Annotated in this window: 17 protein-coding genes; all 17 read right to left on the bottom strand. The window is 60.6% G+C overall.

The features are described 5' to 3' along the window. Positions 1 to 29: 29 nt before the first annotated feature. The 17 genes from H1B31_RS00105 to thrC all read right to left on the bottom strand — a co-directional run bounded on the left by H1B31_RS00105 (position 30) and on the right by thrC (position 19,896). Positions 30 to 380 (bottom strand): small basic family protein, encoded by a 351-nt coding sequence (locus H1B31_RS00105; RefSeq protein WP_009440348.1) that lies wholly within the window; start codon positions 378 to 380, stop codon positions 30 to 32. Then, a complete protein-coding gene (locus H1B31_RS00110) occupies positions 377 to 1,078 on the bottom strand; it encodes a DUF881 domain-containing protein (RefSeq protein WP_185980408.1) in 702 nt (233 codons plus the stop codon). The genes H1B31_RS00105 and H1B31_RS00110 overlap by 4 nt, the downstream gene beginning before the upstream one ends. Continuing rightward, positions 1,079 to 1,807: a cell division protein FtsQ/DivIB gene (locus tag H1B31_RS00115; RefSeq protein WP_185980409.1), complete on the bottom strand. Its 729-nt coding sequence runs from the start codon at positions 1,805 to 1,807 to the stop codon at positions 1,079 to 1,081. Next, entirely contained in the window at positions 1,804 to 4,134 is a 2,331-nt protein-coding gene (murC, locus tag H1B31_RS00120) for a UDP-N-acetylmuramate--L-alanine ligase (RefSeq protein WP_185980410.1), read from the bottom strand. The genes H1B31_RS00115 and murC overlap by 4 nt, the downstream gene beginning before the upstream one ends. Positions 4,135 to 4,139: 5 nt before the next feature. Next, positions 4,140 to 5,255 carry an undecaprenyldiphospho-muramoylpentapeptide beta-N-acetylglucosaminyltransferase gene (gene murG / locus H1B31_RS00125; RefSeq protein WP_185980411.1) on the bottom strand — a complete coding sequence of 372 codons (1,116 nt, stop codon included), beginning with the start codon at positions 5,253 to 5,255 and terminating at the stop codon, positions 4,140 to 4,142. Continuing rightward, positions 5,252 to 6,634 (bottom strand): UDP-N-acetylmuramoyl-L-alanine--D-glutamate ligase, encoded by a 1,383-nt coding sequence (gene murD / locus H1B31_RS00130; protein ID WP_185980412.1) that lies wholly within the window; start codon positions 6,632 to 6,634, stop codon positions 5,252 to 5,254. The genes murG and murD overlap by 4 nt, the downstream gene beginning before the upstream one ends. Positions 6,635 to 6,658: 24 nt before the next feature. Continuing rightward, positions 6,659 to 7,645 (bottom strand): phospho-N-acetylmuramoyl-pentapeptide-transferase, encoded by a 987-nt coding sequence (gene mraY, locus H1B31_RS00135; RefSeq protein ID WP_185980413.1) that lies wholly within the window; start codon positions 7,643 to 7,645, stop codon positions 6,659 to 6,661. Next, positions 7,645 to 9,048, bottom strand: a complete 1,404-nt coding sequence (locus H1B31_RS00140; RefSeq protein WP_185980414.1) for a UDP-N-acetylmuramoyl-tripeptide--D-alanyl-D-alanine ligase — start codon at positions 9,046 to 9,048, stop codon at positions 7,645 to 7,647. Before H1B31_RS00140 ends, mraY begins: the two co-directional genes overlap by 1 nt. Before the next feature lies 1 nt (position 9,049). Beyond that, positions 9,050 to 10,534: a UDP-N-acetylmuramoyl-L-alanyl-D-glutamate--2,6-diaminopimelate ligase gene (locus H1B31_RS00145; RefSeq protein ID WP_185980415.1), complete on the bottom strand. Its 1,485-nt coding sequence runs from the start codon at positions 10,532 to 10,534 to the stop codon at positions 9,050 to 9,052. A gap of 6 nt (positions 10,535 to 10,540) precedes the next feature. Beyond that, entirely contained in the window at positions 10,541 to 10,909 is a 369-nt protein-coding gene (locus H1B31_RS00150; protein ID WP_009440358.1) for a cell division protein FtsL, read from the bottom strand. Between the two features lie 29 nt (positions 10,910 to 10,938). After that, positions 10,939 to 11,874, bottom strand: a complete 936-nt coding sequence (rsmH, locus tag H1B31_RS00155; RefSeq protein ID WP_009440359.1) for a 16S rRNA (cytosine(1402)-N(4))-methyltransferase RsmH — start codon at positions 11,872 to 11,874, stop codon at positions 10,939 to 10,941. Next, positions 11,871 to 12,314 (bottom strand): division/cell wall cluster transcriptional repressor MraZ, encoded by a 444-nt coding sequence (mraZ, locus tag H1B31_RS00160; protein WP_006305864.1) that lies wholly within the window; start codon positions 12,312 to 12,314, stop codon positions 11,871 to 11,873. Before mraZ ends, rsmH begins: the two co-directional genes overlap by 4 nt. A 255-nt stretch (positions 12,315 to 12,569) precedes the next feature. Then, complete coding sequence (locus H1B31_RS00165; protein WP_185980416.1) at positions 12,570 to 13,601, bottom strand: aspartate-semialdehyde dehydrogenase; 1,032 nt, start codon at positions 13,599 to 13,601, stop codon at positions 12,570 to 12,572. Positions 13,602 to 13,613: 12 nt separating this feature from the next. After that, a complete protein-coding gene (gene dapB / locus H1B31_RS00170; protein WP_185980417.1) occupies positions 13,614 to 14,402 on the bottom strand; it encodes a 4-hydroxy-tetrahydrodipicolinate reductase in 789 nt (262 codons plus the stop codon). A 91-nt stretch (positions 14,403 to 14,493) separates the two neighbouring features. Then, on the bottom strand, positions 14,494 to 16,560 hold the full coding sequence (gene recG, locus H1B31_RS00175) for an ATP-dependent DNA helicase RecG (protein WP_185980418.1): 2,067 nt from the start codon (positions 16,558 to 16,560) through the stop codon (positions 14,494 to 14,496). Between the two features lie 68 nt (positions 16,561 to 16,628). After that, the gene (pckA, locus tag H1B31_RS00180; protein ID WP_009440364.1) at positions 16,629 to 18,248 is read right to left on the bottom strand and encodes a phosphoenolpyruvate carboxykinase (ATP); all 1,620 of its coding nucleotides are present in this window, start codon (positions 18,246 to 18,248) and stop codon (positions 16,629 to 16,631) included. Positions 18,249 to 18,405: 157 nt separating this feature from the next. After that, on the bottom strand, positions 18,406 to 19,896 hold the full coding sequence (gene thrC / locus H1B31_RS00185; RefSeq protein WP_185980419.1) for a threonine synthase: 1,491 nt from the start codon (positions 19,894 to 19,896) through the stop codon (positions 18,406 to 18,408). Positions 19,897 to 19,930 lie beyond the last annotated feature (34 nt).

Raw genomic sequence — 19,930 nt, forward strand, 5'->3', positions numbered from 1 at the left:
CATAGCAGAGGAAAATTTTTAGCTCCGTCTTACTGAACGCCGTCCCGGTAGTCCTTCAGCAGATAGCGGCGCAGGATAGCGAGGTTCTTGAAGATACGGAAGCCGAACGCAAGCAGCGCGACGTAGTAGAGGTCGATGCCGAGGCGGTCGCCGATGAAGACGAGCGCCGCCGCAAGCAGCGTATTCGAGAAAAATCCCGTGACAAATACGTGCTTGTCGAAGCGCTCCGCAACTGCCGCCCGAAGTCCGCCGAATGCGGCATCGAGTGCAGCGACAAGCGCGACGGAGAAGAGCTTCGAATACGCGAGCGGGATAACGATCGGGCTCATGTAGCCGATGAGGAGACCGATGGCGAGGCTGACTAGGACGATGTAGATCATTTATTTCCCTCCTCGCGCTCCGTGGTCTCACGTGCATAGCTCTGGCGTATGCTCCCGCGATAGGGCGGGATGTAGACATCATCGCTCACAGTAATGGCGAGCTGAATCCCCCAGACGCTCAGCGTCTCGACGACGCCGCCGCGCATGCGCAGCGAGTTCTCGAGCGACTTCTTGTCACCGATGGCGCGGATCTCAAACGGCGCGGAGGAGCGCACGTTGTTCACCGAGAGCGTCGGCCCCGCACAACGTATCTCCGAGATGCCTGTGAGGCGCTGTCCATTGACGGAGATCGCCTCCGCGCCCGCTGCGCGCAGCTCGTTGATGACGCGCAGGAGGTCGTCGTCGTGGATGACGTAGAGATTCGGATTCTCGCCCGCCTTCACAGGCTTTGTGCTGTCGTCCATGCGGACGATGACGCCCTCGCCCTCAAGGGGCACGAGTGCCGCACGGTAGCGCAGCATCTCCCGATCCTGCTCATTCCCCGCCTCGGAGGCGGCTGCCTGCATCTTGCGCAGCTCCTCACCGAGCTCGTCACGCTCGTGCTCCGTCTGAAGCAAACGATCCGAGATCTCCTCGATGCGCTGCTGCGAAAGGCTCGCCTTTCCGTCCTGCGCCGTGCGGAACTGCACGGCAATCATGAAGCCGATCAGGATGCAGACGAGCGCGATCAGCCACCCGCCCTGCCGGAATTGTTTCATTTACTTCCCCTCTGTCACTTTATCCGCTAGTTTGATAAATGGCGCGTCATAGCTGAAGTCGACATACTCGATCGTATGACGCGTGGTCTTCTGATCCTGTAAAAAGTCCTGTGTCAGCCCCGCCTTCTCCGGGATACGCTCGAGGTCTCCGAGACGGATGGGCAGGGCGCTCTTCGTATAAGCGACGACGGCGGACGGCACGGTGATATTGACCTCGGAAATCTCTCCGATATCCGCCGGGTCAATTTTGCCAAGGAATGTAATCACCTTTGCAACCCGCGCATCGGAATTGTCATCCCCGATGTAGAGGTCGCGCAGCTTCACCCCCGTGATGATGGGGATGTCCGCCCCCTTGAGCGTGCGGTAGCTCGCGATCACCTTGCCCTGCCGATCGAAATCCAGATAGCCGTAGTCACAGGCAACGGTCGCAACCGGAATGCGCTCGACAATCTCCATTTCAATCTTATTCGGCAGCTGACGCCGCACAACAGCAGACTCGATGCGCAGATCATGCAGCAGATTCGTCGTCATGGCATCCGTCTTTAGCTCGAAGAGGCGCTGTCCATACTGAATGCGCGCGATCTCACAGAGCTCCGCCTCGTCAAGATGGACGTTGCCGCGCACAACCAGATGCTGAAAGGTGAAGAGCGGTGAGTAGATGAGCGCCGCGATGATCGCAGCGGCGCACAGGAGGTAGAGTGCCCCCTTTAGAACGCGGCGAGACCTCATCGACGGTACCCTGCCATCGCGAGCATCTCCTCGCAGAACTCAGGGAACTCGATACCGACGGCACGCGCGGCGTCAGGCACGAGCGAGATCGCCGTCATGCCCGGCACGGAATTGACCTCGATGGCGTACGGCTCGCCCGCATCGCTCAGCATGACATCGACGCGCGCAACGCCCGCGCAGCCGCACGCATTGAATGCGCGGACGGCCATCTCCTGCACCGCCGCTGTGCACTCTGCGGAGAGCTCAGCAGGAATGAGATGCCGCGAGGCACCCGGCGTGTATTTGCTCGCGTAGTCATAGCGACCCGAGGTGGTCGTGATCTCGATGATCGGGAATGCTTTCCCGCGGGAGGACGTTCCCCAGACGGCAACCGTCAGCTCGCGCCCTTGGATGAACTCCTCCACGAGCACCGTATCTCCGTAGGAGAACGCCTCATCGATGGCAGACTGCAAGTCCTCCTCACGCGTCACGATGTAGACGCCGATGCTCGATCCCTGCTCAGGCGCCTTGACAACGAGCGGCAGATCGAATTCTGCACGCACGCGCTCGGCAGTCTGCGCATCTCTCTCCCCCGCATGAATGCAGAGGAAGCGAGGGGTTGCAATCCCCTCCGCGCGGAAGATGCGCTTCGTCATCATCTTGTCCATCGTGAGCGCAGCAGCGCGCACGCCCGAGCCCGTGTAGGGGATGCCGAGCATGTCAAGCGTGCCCTGCAGAACACCGTCCTCGCCATACTTTCCATGCAGCGCATTGAACACGATTGCAGGATGCAGATTTTGAATCTCCTCGGCAAAGGTGGACGGATTCAGCTCCATGCCGACGGCGGGATAGCCCTTTGACAGCAGTGCCTGCAAGATTTGCCCGCCCGAGCGGCGCGAGACCTCCGCCTCGGTGGAGGGGCCGCCCATGACGACGACGACGGGCGGTTCATTGGAGCCGGCCGTGCCATTTTTGAGTTGCTCGACAAGCGCCTCCCCAACCTCGAGGATATTGCCCGCGCCCATCGTGATGACGAGGTCGCCCGCGCGCACGTGCTGTGCGAGATAACGCTCGAGATCTGCGCGCTCGGGCAGGTAGACTGCGTCCTGCCCCGTCGCCTCTGCGACCTCCTCCATCAGCGTCTCGCCGCTGATGCCGGGGATCGGTGCCTCGCCTGCTGCATAGATGTCGGTCAGGAGGAGCAGATCGGCGGCGGCAAAGCATCCGCCGAACTCCGCGCGCAGGAGCTGCGTCCGCGAGTAGCGATGCGGCTGGAATACGCAGATGAGGCGCGCAGGATTCGTCGCACGCGCCGCTGTCAGCGTCACGGCAATCTCCGTCGGATGGTGGGCATAGTCGTCCACCACCCAGACACCGCGCTCCTTGCCCTTCGTCTGGAAGCGTCGCTTTGCCCCGTGGAAGCCCGCGAGCGCATCCCGAATCTGCACAAAGTCGACACCCGCAAGCCGTGCGACTGCAATGCAGGCAAGCGCATTCAGCACGTTGTGCCGCCCCGGGATATTGAGAGAGACACGCCCCATCTCCGTCCCGCGCTCAAAGACGGTGAAGGAGATCACAGAGCCGTGCGTCTCGATGTCCGCCGCTCGGTAGTCCGCCTCCCTATCGATGGCATAGGAAATCACGCGTCGCTTCGTCTGTGCGGCGATCTGCCGCAGGATCTCATTTTCAAAGCAGAGCACCGCCGTCCCGTCCTCGTCCACCTGATCGACGAATGTGCGGAACGCCTCGATGATCTTCTCCATCGTGCCGTAGTGATCCATGTGATCGTCCTCGACGTTCGTCACAACGGCGACGTGGGGGCGCAGCTTGAGGAAGGAGCCGTCGCTCTCATCTGCCTCGGAGACAAGGTACCGACTCGTGCCGAGCTTCGCATTCGTGCCGAGATCGGGCACCTCGCCGCCGACGATGATGGTCGGCGACACGCCCACGTGGTCAAGGGTCACGCCAATCATGGACGTGGTCGTCGTCTTGCCGTGCGAGCCTGCGACGGCGATGCCGTCGTACTCATTGACGAGCGCCGCGTTAATGTCCGAGCGGTGCAGCTTCGGGATGCGCAGATCCCACGCCGCAATAACCTCGGGGTTGTCGTAGGGAATTGCCGTGGAGACGACGATGGCATCCGCACCGCGCACGTTCTCCGCACGCTGTCCGTCCGTCGAGACGCGCGCACCGAGACGCACGAGCTCCGCAATGATGGGCGAGGTTCCCTGATCGGAGCCGGATACATTGTAGCCGAGCAGGAGGAGAATCTTTGCGAGCGGGCTCATCCCTGCGCCGCCGATGCCGACAAAGTGTATGTTGTGAATCCCCTTCAAATCCTTGAGCAACGTCCTCACCCTTCTCTTTTACAAATCCCCAACGCGAGTGCTGCGATCTCCTCTGCCGCCTCGGGCTTGCCGAGGCGCTTCATCGCCGCCGCCATACCCGCGCGACGCGCATCGTCCGCGAGTAGTCCGCCGAGCGCAGCCTCGAGCGCTGCGCCGCTGACATCGCGGTTGAGGATGACCTCCGCAGCGCCCGCCGCCTCGACAGCGCGCGCGTTCTTCTCCTGATGGTTCTCCGCCGCATACGGGTACGGGATGAGAATCGCGGGCACCCCCCGTGCCGCGAGCTCCGCCAGCCCCGTTGCGCCCGCGCGAAAGACGGCGACATCCGCCATCGCCATTGCCTCAGGCATATTGTAGAGATACGGCAAAACGCGCAGGTTCGGATGATCCTCGAGCCGTACGCCCGCATTCCGTATGCGCGCGAGCGTGTCGCCATGCTCGTCCGCACCCGTCACATGGAGGTACTGCACCTCGCTCTGCTCCGCCGCGTGCGCAATGACCTCGACCATCGCGCGGTTGATTGAGCGCGCCCCACGGCTGCCGCCCGAGACGAGCACCGTCTTTTTCGCGGGATCGAAGCCGAATGCCCGCGCCCCGTCCTCACGCGTCGCCGTCAGCACCTCGGGGCGGATCGGGTTGCCCGTCACATAGGTCTTTTCCTTTGGGAAAACATTCTTTGCGTCCTCCATGCCCACGGCAATCGCCGTTGCAAACTTTGCAAGGATGCGGTTCGTCACGCCTGCAAAGACGTTCTGCTCCTGCACGAGGGTTGGCACGCCCGCAAGGCTCGCCGCGAGGAGGATTGGCCCCGCGACATAGCCGCCCGTCCCGATTGCTACATCGGGCTGAAAGCCGTGCACGATGCCGCGTGCGCGTGACACAGCGAGCAGTGCGCGCCACGCGCGTGAGATATTCTCCAATGAGATTTTTCGCTGAAAACCCGCGAGATCAATCGGAATGAAGTCAATCCCCTCGCGCGGCACGATGTCCGCCTCCAGCCCGTGCGGCGTGCCGACGTAGAGGATGCGTGCAGACGGCTCGCGCTGCTGAATCGCGCGGATGATCGTGAGCGCGGGGTAGATGTGTCCGCCCGTGCCGCCGCCGGATACGATGATATTCATAGCTCGTTCACGATCCTCTTGAAGTCCCGTCCGCGCTCCTCGTAGCCGCCGTACATGTCGAAGCTGGCACATGCGGGAGACAGCAGGACAGTCTGCGGGGCGGAGGCGCGTTCATGCGCAATTCGTACCGCCTCCGCCATATGGTAGCCCGCGCGATGGATCTGCTTCGCCGAGATTCCTGCCTCGAGTGCCGCCGCAGCAAATCGCTCCGTGGCATCGCCGACAAGGATGAGTTCATCCACGCGCGCATGTACAAGTGCCATAAACTCCGTGAGGTCGGTCAGCTTGTCGTCGCCGCCCGCAATCAGAATGATGTGCCCATCGAATGCCTCGAGCGCCTTGATCGCGGAATCCGTATTCGTTGCCTTCGAATCATTGAAGTATCTGACGCCGTCCAACGTCCGCACAAATTCGATACGATGCTCCACGCCCTTGAACGCGCGCAGTACGGGACGCATCTCTGCAGGCGTCACCCCCGCAAAGAACGCCATCGCCGCTGCCGCAAGTGCATTCTCGACATTGTGTCCGCCCGGAATTCCGAGTTCGATTGTCTCAATGAGGACATGCTCCTCGCCGTCCCAGCGGACGACGATCATGCCGTCGGCGCGCACGCATGCGCCCTCTGCGAGTTCCTCACGCCGACTGAAGAAACATACCTGCCCATTGGCACGATCCGCCATCCCGCGCGTATGCGGATCGTCATAGTTCAGCACGAGGAAGTCCTCCGCCGTTTGCGCGGCAAAGAGCTTCTCCTTCATCGCCTGATAGACCTCCATCGAACCGTGGCGGACGATGTGGTCGGGGGTCACATTCAGCTCGGCGACAATCGCAGCGTGAAAATGTGCGGTTGCCTCCATCTGATAGCTCGAGATCTCCGCCGCAATCGCACCGTCTGCGGGGATCTCCTGCGCCACGTCGATGAGCGGCACGCCTATGTTGCCCCCGACGCCAACCGATGCAAAATGCGCGCGCAGCAGCTCGCCGAGCAGAGTCGTCGTTGTGGTCTTGCCGTTCGTCCCCGTGATGGCGTAGATGGGTGCGCGTGCAATCTCTCCCGCCAGCTCCACCTCTGTCGTAACACGGATGCCGCGTGCATGTGCGGCAGTCACGAGCGGGATGCGCTCGGGCACGGCGGGCGAGAGGACGATAAGATCCGTCCCCTCGAGCAGTTCTTCCCTTTGTGCGCCAAAGACGCAGGAGATTCCCTGCGCCCGCAAATCTTCAATATGTTTCTGCGTCAGTGCATCTTTTTCCGCATCTGCCTCGTCCTTCGCATCGGAGAGCGTCACGCGCGCGCCCGCTGCCGCGAGGTATCGCGCCGCCGCAAAGCCGCTGATGCCCGCCCCGATGACGAGTGCAGACTGATTTTGATAGGACAATTCCCTGTGTCCCCCTTATTGGAATTATGATATGAGTACAAGAGTCCACGCGAGTATAGCACCCACTGCGCCGACTGCCCAGAACGTATAGACCACGCGCGTCTCGCTCCATCCACCGAGCTCGAAGTGGTGATGAATCGGACTCATGCGAAAGATCCGCTTGCCACGCGTCTGGAACGAGATGACCTGCAGGATCACGGACAGCGCCTCGCAAAAGAAGACGAAGCCCACGATGGGCAGGAGCATCTCCGTATGCGAGAGGATTGCAATGCCCGCGAGCGCTCCGCCGAGTGCAAGCGAACCTGTATCTCCCATGAAGATTCTCGCCGGATGATGATTATACCACAAAAAACCGACCGTTGCACCAATTATCGCCGCAGAGAACGTCATGAGACCGCTGTCGACAGAATACAGGAGCGCCGCATAGAAGAGCGCTGCCACGGCAACTGTACCCGAGGCAAGCCCGTCGAGCCCGTCCGTCAGATTGACCGCGTTCGACGTGCCGACGAGCACGAATACGACGAGGACATAGTACAGCGCGCCGATGTCGAGTGTTTCACCGAGGATTGGCATCCACACGCTCGTATCGTGTCCGAGGAGTGCACGCCCGATTAGGATGGTGACAAGGGAGATGAAGATCTGCCCGAGCAGCTTCTGGTAGGCGCGCAGCCCGAGGTTGCGCTTCTTGACCACCTTGATATAGTCGTCCGCAAAGCCGAGCAGGAAATGCCCAAGAAAGATGAAGAGCACGAGCAGGGTCGTCACCGTGAACGGCGCAAAAAGGAGAGTCGAGACCGTCACGGCGAGCACGATCATCACGCCGCCCATCGTCGGTGTGCCGCTCTTTTTCTGATGGCTCGCGGGTCCCTCCTCGCGAATGCTCTGTCCGTATTTCAGACGGTGTAGGAATGGGAGGAAGTATACGCCGCTGAACAGCACAATGGCAAGCGATGTCACGACGGTCACAAGAGCACGCAGCTGCGGAGAAAGAAAATCTACGAGATGTTCCATCAGTGCCCCGCTTCCTTGCCCGTCAAAAGTCCAATGATCTCTTCCATCTTCATCCCGCGCGACCCCTTGAAGAGGACAGTGTCACCATCCGCAAGCAGATTCTTTAGCACGTCAGCCGCCTCCGCATGCGTCTCCGCGTGATGCACGGTGCAGCCTGCTCCCTCTGCTTCCTCGTGCATCCATCGCGCCTGCGGTCCGTAGGTCACGAGTGCCGCAAACCCCAGCTCTGCAACTCTTTTTCCGATATCCCGATGCGCCTCCTCAGCGGCTGCACCGAGTTCGAGCATATCGCCGAGCACGGCAATCTTGCGCCCCGCATAGAGCGCCGCCGTCGTCTCAATGGCTGCGCGCATGGACGAGGGGCTCGCGTTGTAGGCATCGTTGATGAACCGCCACGCGCCGACCTCATGCACTTCGTAGCGCATTTTGGACGCGGCGAGATGCGAAAGCCCCATTTGCATCTCCTGGGGTGTGAGCCCGATCACAAAGCCCGCCGCGAGCGCTGCGAGGGCGTTGCTGACATTGTGTCTGCCCGCAAGCGGAATGCTGTAGTCGTGCCGCTCGTTCGCCCACGTCACCATGAACTGCGAGCCGTCTGCTGCACAGCGCAGCGCCTCGGCGCGCACGTCCGCATCCGCAGAGATGCCATAGGTCAGGACACGCACGCCCTCCGCTGCGCGTGCACGCATTGCGGCGACGCGTGCGTCATCTGCATTGAGGATGACCGTCCCCCCCGCAGGGATTGCCTCCACGAGCTCTGCCTTTGCCTTTGCAATATTCTCAATGGAGCCTAGCAGCTCCATATGCACCTCACAGACATTCGTCACAATGCCGACGTTCGGCGCGGCGACGGGAGCGAGCGCCGCGATCTGTCCCATGCCGCGCATACCGATCTCCACCACAGCGGCGGTATCCTCCGCCGTGATGCCGAGCAGCGTGAGAGGCAATCCGACCTCGTTGTTGTAGTTCGCTTCAGTGCGGCAGACCGCGCCGCGCCCCGAGAGCACGGCGGCGGTCAGATCCTTTGTCGTCGTCTTGCCGTTCGAACCCGTGATTGCAACAACGGGAATATCGAACTTTATGCGCCACGCGTGCGCGATTGCCTGATACGCCGTAAGTGTGTCCGCCACCGTGAGGACAGCGCCCTTTGCCTTTTTAAGTGCCTTCTGTACGGGGTCGGAAATCGGCTCCGCGATGAGCACCGCCGCTGCCCCCTTATTGAGCGCATCTGCTGCAAAATCCGCGCCGTCAAAGTTCTCGCCGTGCAGTGCGATAAAGAGGTCTCCATCCGAAATCTTCCGCGTGTCGGTTGTGATATGCGGAATGACGACATTCCCCGCGAGTTTCCCACTGTGCAGCTGTGCGCCTGTCGCCGCACGCAGCTCGTCCCATGTCATCGCCATATCACAGCCCTCCAATTGCTTCGCGTGCCGTCTCGCGGTCGTCAAAATGAATCGTCCCACCCTTTAGGATTTGGTAGTTCTCGTGCCCCTTACCGAGGATGACAACGGTATCTCCCGCCTTTGCCCTACCGATGGCGTGAAAGATTGCCGTGCGCCGATCCACAAGCTTCTCGTAAGGTTTTGCACCAATCACAGGCAGAACGCCCGTCTCCACCTCGTCCAAGATCGCCGCAGGATCCTCCGTGCGCGGATTATCCGAGGTGAGGACGACGATGTCCGCGAGCTCCGCTCCAATTCGCCCCATGATGGGACGCTTCGTCCGATCGCGGTCGCCGCCGCAGCCAAAGACGGCGATGATCCGCCCTGCCGTCACAGCGCGCGCCGTGCGCAGGACATTCTCCATCCCGTCCGGCGTATGCGCATAGTCCACAATGACCGAGAAGTCCTGTCCCGCGCGCACAAGCTCGAAGCGTCCCGGCACGCCCGTGAACGCACAGAGCGCCGCCGCGATATCCGCTGCGGGCATCTTTTCCGCAAGCGCTGCGCCCGTGGCCGCGAGTACGTTGTAGACGTTGAACAATCCCGTGAGGCCGATATGCAGTTTGACAGGTTCTGCCTCTCCATGCACGAGGGTCAGCTCCATGCCGTCCTGCGCGAGGTGCACATCCCGCGCCGTAAGGTCTGCTTTGCTCTCCACGCCGTAGGAGATGACGGGACAGCGCGTATGGGCACGCATCGTCGCACTCGCCGCATCGTCCGCATTGAGCACGGCGGTCTTGCCCGCCTTTGTTCCCGCCTCTGACACGAGGTCGAAGAGGCGCGCCTTTGCCCGCGCGTAGTTCTCCATCGTCTTATGATAGTCAAGGTGATCCTGCGTCAGATTCGTAAACACCGCTGTATCGAACTCGATGCCTGCGACGCGCCCCTGATCGAGAGCATGGGAGGAAACCTCCATGACGACCGTATCCATGCTGCGTGCACGCATCTCCGCGAGCAGCTGCTGCATGACGATGACATCGGGTGTTGTGTTCGCCGTGGGGAACACCTCGTCCTCCATCATAATCTGTATCGTCCCGATCAGACCCACGCGCTTTCCCGCATGTCGGAGAATTGCGCGCACGAGATAGCTCGTCGTTGTCTTGCCATTCGTGCCCGTGATGCCGATGACGCGCATGCTGCGCGCGGGATAGTCGTAGAAATACGGGACAATCACATCCAGCGCCGCCTGTAGATCCTGCACATGGAGGACGCTCAGTCCATCGGGCACATCCACCGTCTCCCGCTCCGTCAAAATGGCGCGAGCTCCCGCCCGCGCCGCATTTGGTATGAAACTGTGTGCGTCCACATGAGCACCGGAGATACAGACAAAGAGAGCCCCCTCTCCAATGCGCCGCGAATCCCGCTCAATGCTCGTAATCTCGGCGTCGCCCCCTAAGAGCCGCGCGCCCGGCAGAAGGTCTGCGAGTTCCTGTAACCGCTTCACCATGCGCCATCATTCCCCTTCATGCGAAAAATACATATTCTGCGGCACCTGCATATGCAGCTGCTCTACGGCAATCGACTCGATCCGCGCGGGTGATTTCAGCTGTGCAATCTCGATCTTGAGCCGCTCATTCTCCTGCTCGAGCTGATCCGCCTTCTGCTGCGTGTCGAGCAGGGTGTAGCCGTTCTTTGCAGCGATGCCGCCGAGCAGCGTCACCACCATCGCGCCGAACGCAATGAGGAAGAAAATCGCACGCAGGCAGTTGCGCAGATTCGTATTGACCTCGCGCCGTACGAGCGGCTCCTTCGGGGGCTCCAGTTCCGGTGTGGGCGCCGCAGGTATCTCGTAGGCATAATCATCTTCTCTGCGTGCCAGCATACGCCCTCACCTCCTTTATCTCTGATAGCTTATAATTTCTCTGCAACGCGCAGCTTTGCGCTCTTTGCGCGCGGATTCGCGGCACATTCGGCGGCACTTGCCGCACGTGCCTTGCCGATCAGCCGCACCTTCGGTGTGTGCCCGCAAATGCAGACCGGTGTTTTCGGCGGGCAGATGCAGCCCTGCGCGAGCTGCTTCAGCGTCTTCTTTACAATGCGATCCTCGAGCGAGTGGAATGTGATAACGGCAAGCCGTCCGCCCGCACTGAGCATATCGACGGCATCCTGCATTGCATCCGCAAGGATCGTCAGCTCCTCGTTGACCTCGATGCGGATTGCCTGAAAGATGCGCTTTGCGGGATGTCCACCCTGCGCGCGCACTGCCTTCGGCACGGCGCGGTCGATCACGGCGACGAGCTCCCCTGTTGTCTCTATAGGATGCTGTGCGCGTTCCTCTATGATGAACTCTGCGATTCGCTTCGCCCAGCGCTCCTCACCGTAGGTGTAGAAGATCTCCGTCAGCGCCTCAGCCGTGTACTCGTTGACAACAGTGCGCGCGCTGTGTGCGGCGCGCCTGTCCATGCGCATATCGAGTGGCGCGTCCTGCATATAGGAGAAGCCGCGTTCCGCCGTATCGATCTGCGGGGACGAAATACCGAGATCGAAAAGAATCCCATCGACGGATGAAATGCCCTCGCGCTCGAGAATTGCCCGCAGATTGCGGAAATTATCATGGACAAGCGTGACTCCACACTTCACCGCTGCAAGACGCTCCTGTGCGGCGTCAATCGCCACTTCGTCCTGATCGATGCCGATCAGCCGCCCCTTGGACGATAGCTGCGCCGCAATGTGTCCCGCGTGCCCCGCACCGCCGAGCGTGCAGTCCACATAGATGCCGTCGGGACGAATGTGCAGAGCCGCCAGCGTCTCCTCGGGCAGAACGCTCACATGATGAAAGTCCGTCATATCGTAATCCCGTAGCCCGCAAGCTGCGTCGAGATCTCCGTGATATTCGGGTCGACCTCACCCGCATAGCGCAGCCACTTCTCCTTATCCCAGACCTCAATGCGCGCATCCGCACCCGTGAGGATGACATCTTGCTTGAGCCCGATGTTCGCGTAGGCACGCAGATTCGCGGGCACGAGGAAACGCCCCTGCTTATCGCATTCGAGCGTGCGCGCCCCCGCGATGAAGAAGCGGGCAAAAGCGCGCGCATTCGGGTCGGCAATCGAGAGCGTGCGCAGCTTTGCCGCGAACTCATCCCATGCCGCCTGTGGGAAAAGGAAAAGACTCCCATCGAGCCCCTTCGTGATGATGAAGGAGACGCCGAGCTCCTGACGGAAATCGGCGGGCAGGATGACGCGACCCTTGGCATCAATGCTGTGGGCGTATTCCCCCATGAACATCCGGCCGCACCACCTTTCCGAATCAGACCTCCACTACGTGACACAAAACGCCACTTTCCACCACTTTTACTAACAGTTATAACAAAAACGCCTTTTTTTTTCAAGAAAACGCGCATTCTCTTTTTTATCTTCAATCCATAGAAAAAGCCTCTCACTCCTTGAAATAAAAGGAGTAGAGGCTTTTCGCATGTATGTAAGTAAAAATATAAAAAGGACATATCTCCTAGGTGAAAATATGTCCCTAAAACTCTATATTCAGACGAGCTCGTGCGCGATCATATACTCTGCAATCTGGAGTGCGTTGAGTGCCGCGCCCTTGCGAATCTGGTCGCCGCAGATCCAGAAGTTCAGCGCATTGTCCGTCGACTCGTCACGGCGCAGGCGTCCGATCTCAACGTCGGTCTTGCCCGAGGTGAAGAGCGGCATCGGGTACTCCTGCTGTGACGGATTGTCGCGCAGGATGACGCCTGGGAATGCCGCAAGCGCGGCGCGGGCTGCATCGAGGGAGATCTCGCTCTCGAATTCGACATTGACGGACTCGGCGTGGCTGCGGTAGACGGGCACGCGCACGGTGGTCGCCGTGATGCGCAGACTGTCGTCCTCCATGATCTTCTTCGTCTCGTCGATCATCTTCATCTCCTCTTTCGTGTAGAGGTTGTCCATGAAAACGTCGATCTGCGGGATGAGGTTGAACGCGATCTGATAGTGCTTCGGCAACTTGCCGACGGGCAGGATGTTCGCCTCGGCGTCCTTGCCCGCCGAGAGTGCGGCGACCTGCTCCTCGAGCTCCGCCATGCCCTCTTTGCCCGCACCCGAGACCGCCTGATAGGTGGAGACGACGATGCGGCGGATCTTCGCGAGATCATAGAGCGGCTTCAGCCCCATCACCATGATGATGGTCGAGCAGTTCGGGTTTGCAATGATGCCCTTATGTTTCTTGATCGCCTCGGGGTTGACCTCGGGCACAACGAGCGGCACCTCGGGATCCATGCGGAACGCGCTCGAGTTGTCGATGACGACGGCACCCGCCTTGACGGCGTGGGGCGCGAACTCCTTGCTCGCCGCACCGCCCGCAAAGAGTGCGATGTCGATGCCCGCGAAGGAATCTGCCGTTGTCTCCTCAACGGTGTATTCCTTCCCCATAAATGCGATCTTCTTACCCGCCGAGCGGCTGGATGCGAGGAGGCGCAGCTCCGAGAACGGGAATTTGCGCTCTTCGATGAGGTTGAGGAACTCCTGACCGACGGCGCCCGTTGCGCCGAGAATGGCGACACGATATTTCTTCATGATATACTCCCCTTACAGCAATTTATCCAGTCCGACGGTGAGCGATTTGAGTCCGCGCACCTTCTTTGCGGCGAGCACGACGCCCGGCATGAAGGACTCGCGGTTCAGCGAGTCGTGGCGAATCGTGAGCGTCTGCCCGAGACCGCCGAAGATGACTTCCTGATGCGCGACATAGCCCGGCAGACGGACGCTGTGGATGTGCATGCCCTCGTATTCCGCGCCGCGCGCCCCCGCGATCTTCTCCTCTTCGCCCGGATGTCCCTGTGCGTGCTCTGCACGCACCTCGGCGATCATTGCCGCCGTCTGCACCGCCGTCCCCGAGGGGGCATCCAGCTTGTTGTCGTGGTGAAGTTCGATGATCTCGACCTCGGGCATATACTTCGCCGCCATGCGGCTCATAAGCATCATGAGCACGGCGCCGATTGCAAAATTCGGTGCAATGAATGCGGGTGTATCGTTCTCGTCCGCCGCCGCCCGAATCGCCGCCTTCTGTTCCTCCGTCAGCCCCGTTGTACCGACAACGGGCGAAACCTTGTGGGCAAGAGCAGTCAGCACATTCCCATACACCACGTCAGGACGCGTGAAGTCGATCATCACATCGGGCTGTAGGCGCTTGAGTGCGGCGGCGAGGTCGGTCTCCACGAGCACGCCGTTCTTCGCAGTCCCCGCAAGCTCCCCCGCATCCGCGCCGCCGACGATATCGACCGCACCGACGAGTTCGAGTTCCGCATCGTCAATCACGGCTTTCAGCACCGCGCTCCCCATGCGCCCTGCCGCGCCATTTACCAAAACCTTTGTCAAGGCAATCTCCTCCCAAATTCAATATGCTGCTATTCTAGACCAGAGAATCCCCGTATGTCAAGGAATACAAAATGCGCTGCCGCTTTTCTCCTCAAACCTCCCGCATATGCTCGAATCGCTCACGGTACTGGCGCATGAGGGTCGGCAGGACAAAGGAGAGGGCTGCGGGGTCGTCCATGGTGGCAAGTGCCGCGCGCCGTGCGAGGAGGAGGAGATCCATGTCGGCGAGCACGTCCGCTATCTTGAGATCGCCGAGTCCATGCTGCATCGCGCCGAAGAACTGCCCCGGACCACGCAGATGCAGATCCTCCTCGGCGAGACGGAAGCCGTCGCTCGTCTGCTCGATGACCTGCAGCCGCTCCTGCGATGCCGCGCTCCTGCCCGCAATCAGGATGCAGTAGGAGGCATGGGCGCCTCGCCCGACGCGCCCGCGCAGCTGGTGCAGCTGGGAGAGTCCGAAGCGCTCCGCGTGCTCCACTACGAGGATGCTCGCATTCGGCACGTTGACGCCAACCTCGATGACTGTGGTCGAGACGAGCAGCTTGACGCGGTTCGCGTAGAAGTCGTCCATCACCGCCTCCTTCTCCGCAGACTTCATGCGGCCGTGCAGCAGCCCGCAGGGAATTCCGCGAAAGATGCCATGCGCGAGCTCCTCATAGACCGCCTCCGCCGAGGGCAGATCCGTCTCCTCGCTCGCCTCGATGAGCGGGCAGACGACATATGCCTGACGCCCGCTCTCGATCTCCCTGCGCACGAACGCATAGATCTTTGCGCGCGCCGTCTCATCGCGCAGAAAGGTACGGATGGGCTGCCGCCCCGGCGGCAAATGCTCGATGCGCGAGACATCGAGGTCGCCGTAGACCGTCAGCGTCATTGTGCGTGGAATTGGTGTCGCCGTCATGACGAGCACATCGGGCGTCCGTTCACTCTTCTTCTCGAGTTCCGCGCGCTGCGCTACACCGAAGCGGTGCTGTTCATCCGTCACAACGAGTCCGAGCGCGGCGAACGCTACGTGATCCTGTATCAGTGCATGCGTCCCGACGGCAATGTCCACCTCATGCGCGGCGAGCGCCGCATCCATCGCCGTACGCTCCTTCTTCGTGAGCCGTCCCGAGAGAAAGCCCACGCGCACACCGAGGGGCGTAAGGAGTTCACGCAGATAGTCATAGTGCTGCCGCGCGAGGATCTCCGTCGGTGCCATCATGGCCCCCTGATGGCCGCTCTCCACTGTCTTGACGAGCGCGAGCAGCGCGATTGCCGTCTTGCCCGAGCCGACATCGCCCTGTACGAGACGGCGCATCGGCAGCAGCGACTCCATGTCGCACGTGATTTCTGCCCACACCTTCTCCTGGTCGTCGGTCAGTGCAAAGGGCAGTGCTGCACGGACGCGTTCGACAAGAGCACCGTTCGGATCGTGCGCAATCCCCTCCTGTTCCTCTGCCGTGCGTTTCTTGAGCGCAAGCAGCCCGCACTGAATGAGATAGAGTTCCTCAAAGGCGAGCCGCCGCCGCGCCGTGCGCAGCTCCTCCTCCTCCTTTGGGAAGTGAATATGCCGAAAGGCGCTTCTCCGCCCGATCAGCCGATACTCCTCACGGACGCGCTGCGGCAGATTCTCCTCAAGCTCATCCACCGTCTGTAGAAGAACATATTCCATCATCGCGCGCAGCTGCTTCTGCGTCAATCCCTCCGTCGCCGCATAGACAGGCAGGATGCCAAGATGTTCCCCTGCGTCCTCCTCAGCACCGAGGAGTTCAAACGACGTGATATTCGTGAGGGCAAGCTGCCCGCCGCCGTTATAGGCATAGTCTGCCTTGCCTGTGAGAAGGATGCGCCGCCCCTCGCGCAGCTTCGTCTTGAGGAAGCGCTGGTTGAACCAGACCGCCTGTGCATAGCCCGTCTCATCGCCGAGGAGTGCCGTCAGCACCGTAAAGCCGCGCCGCCGCGCCTGACGCTCCGTCACACGCTGAATGACGGCGAGCACGGTCGCGCGTTCTCCCGCTCGCAGCTGGGCGATGGGTGTCACGCGGCTCTGATCCTCATAGGCGCGCGGATAGTAGGTCAGAAGGTCGTACACGGTCTGAATGCCGAGACGCGCAAATGCCGCCGCCTTTTTCACGCCGACGCCGCGCACCTTATTGATACTGTCCGAGAGTTTCATCGCGCCTCCCTACCTTGATAAAAAAAGCTGCCGCATACACGGCAGCTTTTTCCATAAACAAATACAGCTTAGAGCTTCGGACCTGCAGAAACAAGTTCACGTCCCGCCTCGTTGCCCTCATACTTCTTGAAGTTCTTGATGAAGCGCTCGGCGAGATCGCGTGCCTTCTCATCCCACTCCGTACGGCTTGCGTAGGTGTCGCGCGGGTCGAGAATCTTCGGATCGACGCCCGGCAGCTCCGTCGGCACCTCGAAGTCGAAGTACGGAATCTTCTTCGTCGGTGCGCTGTCGATCGAGCCGTCCTGAATCGCGTGGATGATGCCGCGCGTATCCTGGATCGAGATGCGCTTGCCCGTGCCGTTCCAGCCCGTGTTCACGAGATAGGCGCGCGAGCCGTGCTCCTCCATCTTGCGCACGAGTTCATCCGCATACTTCGTCGGATGCAGCTCGAGGAACGCCTGACCAAAGCATGCCGAGAACGTCGGGGTCGGCTCCGTGATGCCGCGCTCCGTGCCCGCGAGCTTCGAGGTGAAGCCCGAGAGGAAGTAGTACTTCGTCTGCTCCGGCGTCAGGATCGAGACCGGCGGCAGAACGCCGAACGCATCCGCCGAGAGGAAGATGACGTGCTTTGCGTGCGGGCCTGCAGACTTGTCCGCAACATGGCCGAGCACGATGTTCTCAATGTGGTTGATGGGGTACGATACGCGTGTGTTCTCCGTGACCGTCTTGTCGGCGAAGTCCACATGTCCCGCAAGGTCGACCGTGACGTTCTCGAGGAGCGCGTTGCGGCGAATCGCCTGATAGATGTCCGGCTCCGCCTCGGGGTCGAGGTTGATGACCTTTGCATAGCAGCCGCCCTCGTAGTTGAAGATCCCCTCATCGTCCCAGCCGTGCTCATCATCGCCGATGAGGAGACGTGCGCTGTCAGTCGAGAGCGTCGTCTTGCCCGTGCCGGAGAGACCGAAGAACAGCGTCGTATTCTGCCCCTCTTTGTCCGTATTTGCCGAGCAGTGCATGGAGGCAATGCCCTTGAGGGGGAGATAGTAGTTCATCATCGAGAACATACCCTTTTTCATCTCGCCGCCGTACCATGTGTTGACGATGACCTGCTCACGGCTCGTGAGGTTGAACATGACCGCTGTCTCGGAGTTGAGACCGAGATCGCCGAAGTGCATGACGCGTGCCTTTGCAGCATTATAGACCACGAAGTCGGGCTTGAACTCGGCAAGCTCCTTTTCCGTCGGGCGGATGAACATATTCGTGACGAAATGCGCCTGCCACGGAACCTCCGTAATAAAGCGCACTGCCATGCGTGTATTGACATTCGCGCCGCAGAACGCATCGACGACGAAGAGACGCTTGTTGCACAGCTCACGAATCGCAATGTCGCGCACCGCATTCCATGCCTTCTGGCTCGCACGATGGTTGTCATTCTTGTACTCGTCGGAGGTCCACCAGACCGTATCGCGCGACGTATCATCATCCACGATGTACTTATCCTTCGGCGAACGTCCCGTGTAGATGCCCGTCATAACGTTGACAGCATCCTTCATCTCCGTCACCTGTCCGCGCTCATACCCTTCGAGATCGGGACGCAGCTCCTCACGGAAGAGCTGGTCATAATCGGGGTTGTGAACGATTTCCGTCGTTCCCGTGATTCCGTACTGTGTGAGATCAAGCGTTGCCATGTGATAACCTCTTTCCCCAAAATAAAAATTTGGTTGGTATAGATCTGAAGCAAAAAGCATGCCTCATTATCATAATATAATTAACGTATATAAAATTCTTCACGTACTCCGGAAATCCTCCTTTACTATGAAAATTTTATTGTTTTCCTGTTTTTTCTTATGCACGCGCGAACGTCAGCACCGCTGCCGGCATCCCATCTTTCTCACAGACGCCCTCGTGCAGCACCGCTGCCGTATGCAGCGCGGCGAGGTGCACAGGGATCTCCATCCCGCTCCGCGCATGCAGGCGCTCCATCTGCGCAAATTCGTCCAGCTCCGCCACGTTTTCGCCGAGTGCATGAAGGACGCTCGCGCCGAATTTGTACGGGCTCGCCGTCGAGAGCACGACCATCGGACGCCTGTCGTCCGTCTCACGCCGATAGTCCTCTGCCGCCCGATAGGCAACCGCTGTATGCGTGTCGAGCGTATATTGCGTGCGCTCGTACACCGCGCGGATCTCCTCCTCGGTTGCACGATCATCGGCAAACGCCGCCCAGAAATGCTCCTGCAGCGCGGGAAGGAGGCGGCTCGCATCGTATTTTCCGACCTCTGCGAGATCCTGCATCCATGCGGCGACCTGCCCCGTGTCCTCCGTCAGATGATAGAGCAGACGCTCGAGATTGCTCGAGACGAGGATGTCCATCGACGGCGACATCGTCTGATAGAAGTCGCGCTTGCGGTCATAGATGCCCGTCTGCAGGAAGTCCGTGAGCACATTGTTCGCATTCGACGCGCAGACGAGCTTTCCGACGGGCAACCCCATGCGCTTTGCGTAGTAACCCGCGAGGATGTTGCCGAAGTTCCCCGTCGGCACGGTGAAGTTCACGGGATCACCCGTCTCGATTTTCCCATCGGCAAGGAGGTCGGCATATGCGCTGAAATAGTAGACAATCTGCGGCACGAGGCGCCCCCAGTTGATCGAGTTCGCGGAGGAGAGCTTCGTATGGAGCGCGGCAAGTTCCTTCGCCATCGCAGCATCGCCGAAGATTTCCTTCACGCCGCGCTGTGCATCGTCAAAGTTGCCGCGCACCGCCACGACGGAGACATTCGCGCCCTCCTGCGTCACCATCTGGAGGCGCTGCACGGGACTGACGCCGCCGTCGGGGTAGAACACCATGATGCGGATGCCCTCGGCATCCGCAAAGCCATCAAGCGCAGCCTTGCCCGTATCTCCCGAGGTTGCAACGAGGATGAGGATCGTGTCCTGCTCCCCCGTCTTTGAGCGCGCTGTACTCATGAGCTGCGGCAGGAGCTGCAGTGCCATGTCCTTGAACGCACTCGTCGGGCCGTGCCACAGCTCGAGCACCTCGAGATCGCCGACCGCACGCACGGGCGCACGCCGCACATCGTCAAACGTATGCCCGTAGGCGCGGCTGACGCAGCCCTTCACCACCTCCTCCGTATAGTCCGTCAGATAGAGGCGAAGGATGCGCACGGCGCGCTCCTCATACGAGAGATCGCGGAGCGCCTCGATCTCGGGGAGCGTCATCTGCGGGAACGAGGCGGGCACGAAGAGTCCGCCGTCCGAGGCAAGCCCCTTGAGGATTGCCTCTGCCGAGGAGACGCGTTCCGTTGCTCCGCGCGTGCTGAAATAGTCCATTGTATACATCCTTTCCCGATTCATCTGTGTTATAATACTATGT

The organism is Selenomonas timonae (genome assembly GCF_014250475.1).
GTDB lineage: Bacteria > Bacillota > Negativicutes > Selenomonadales > Selenomonadaceae > Centipeda > Centipeda timonae.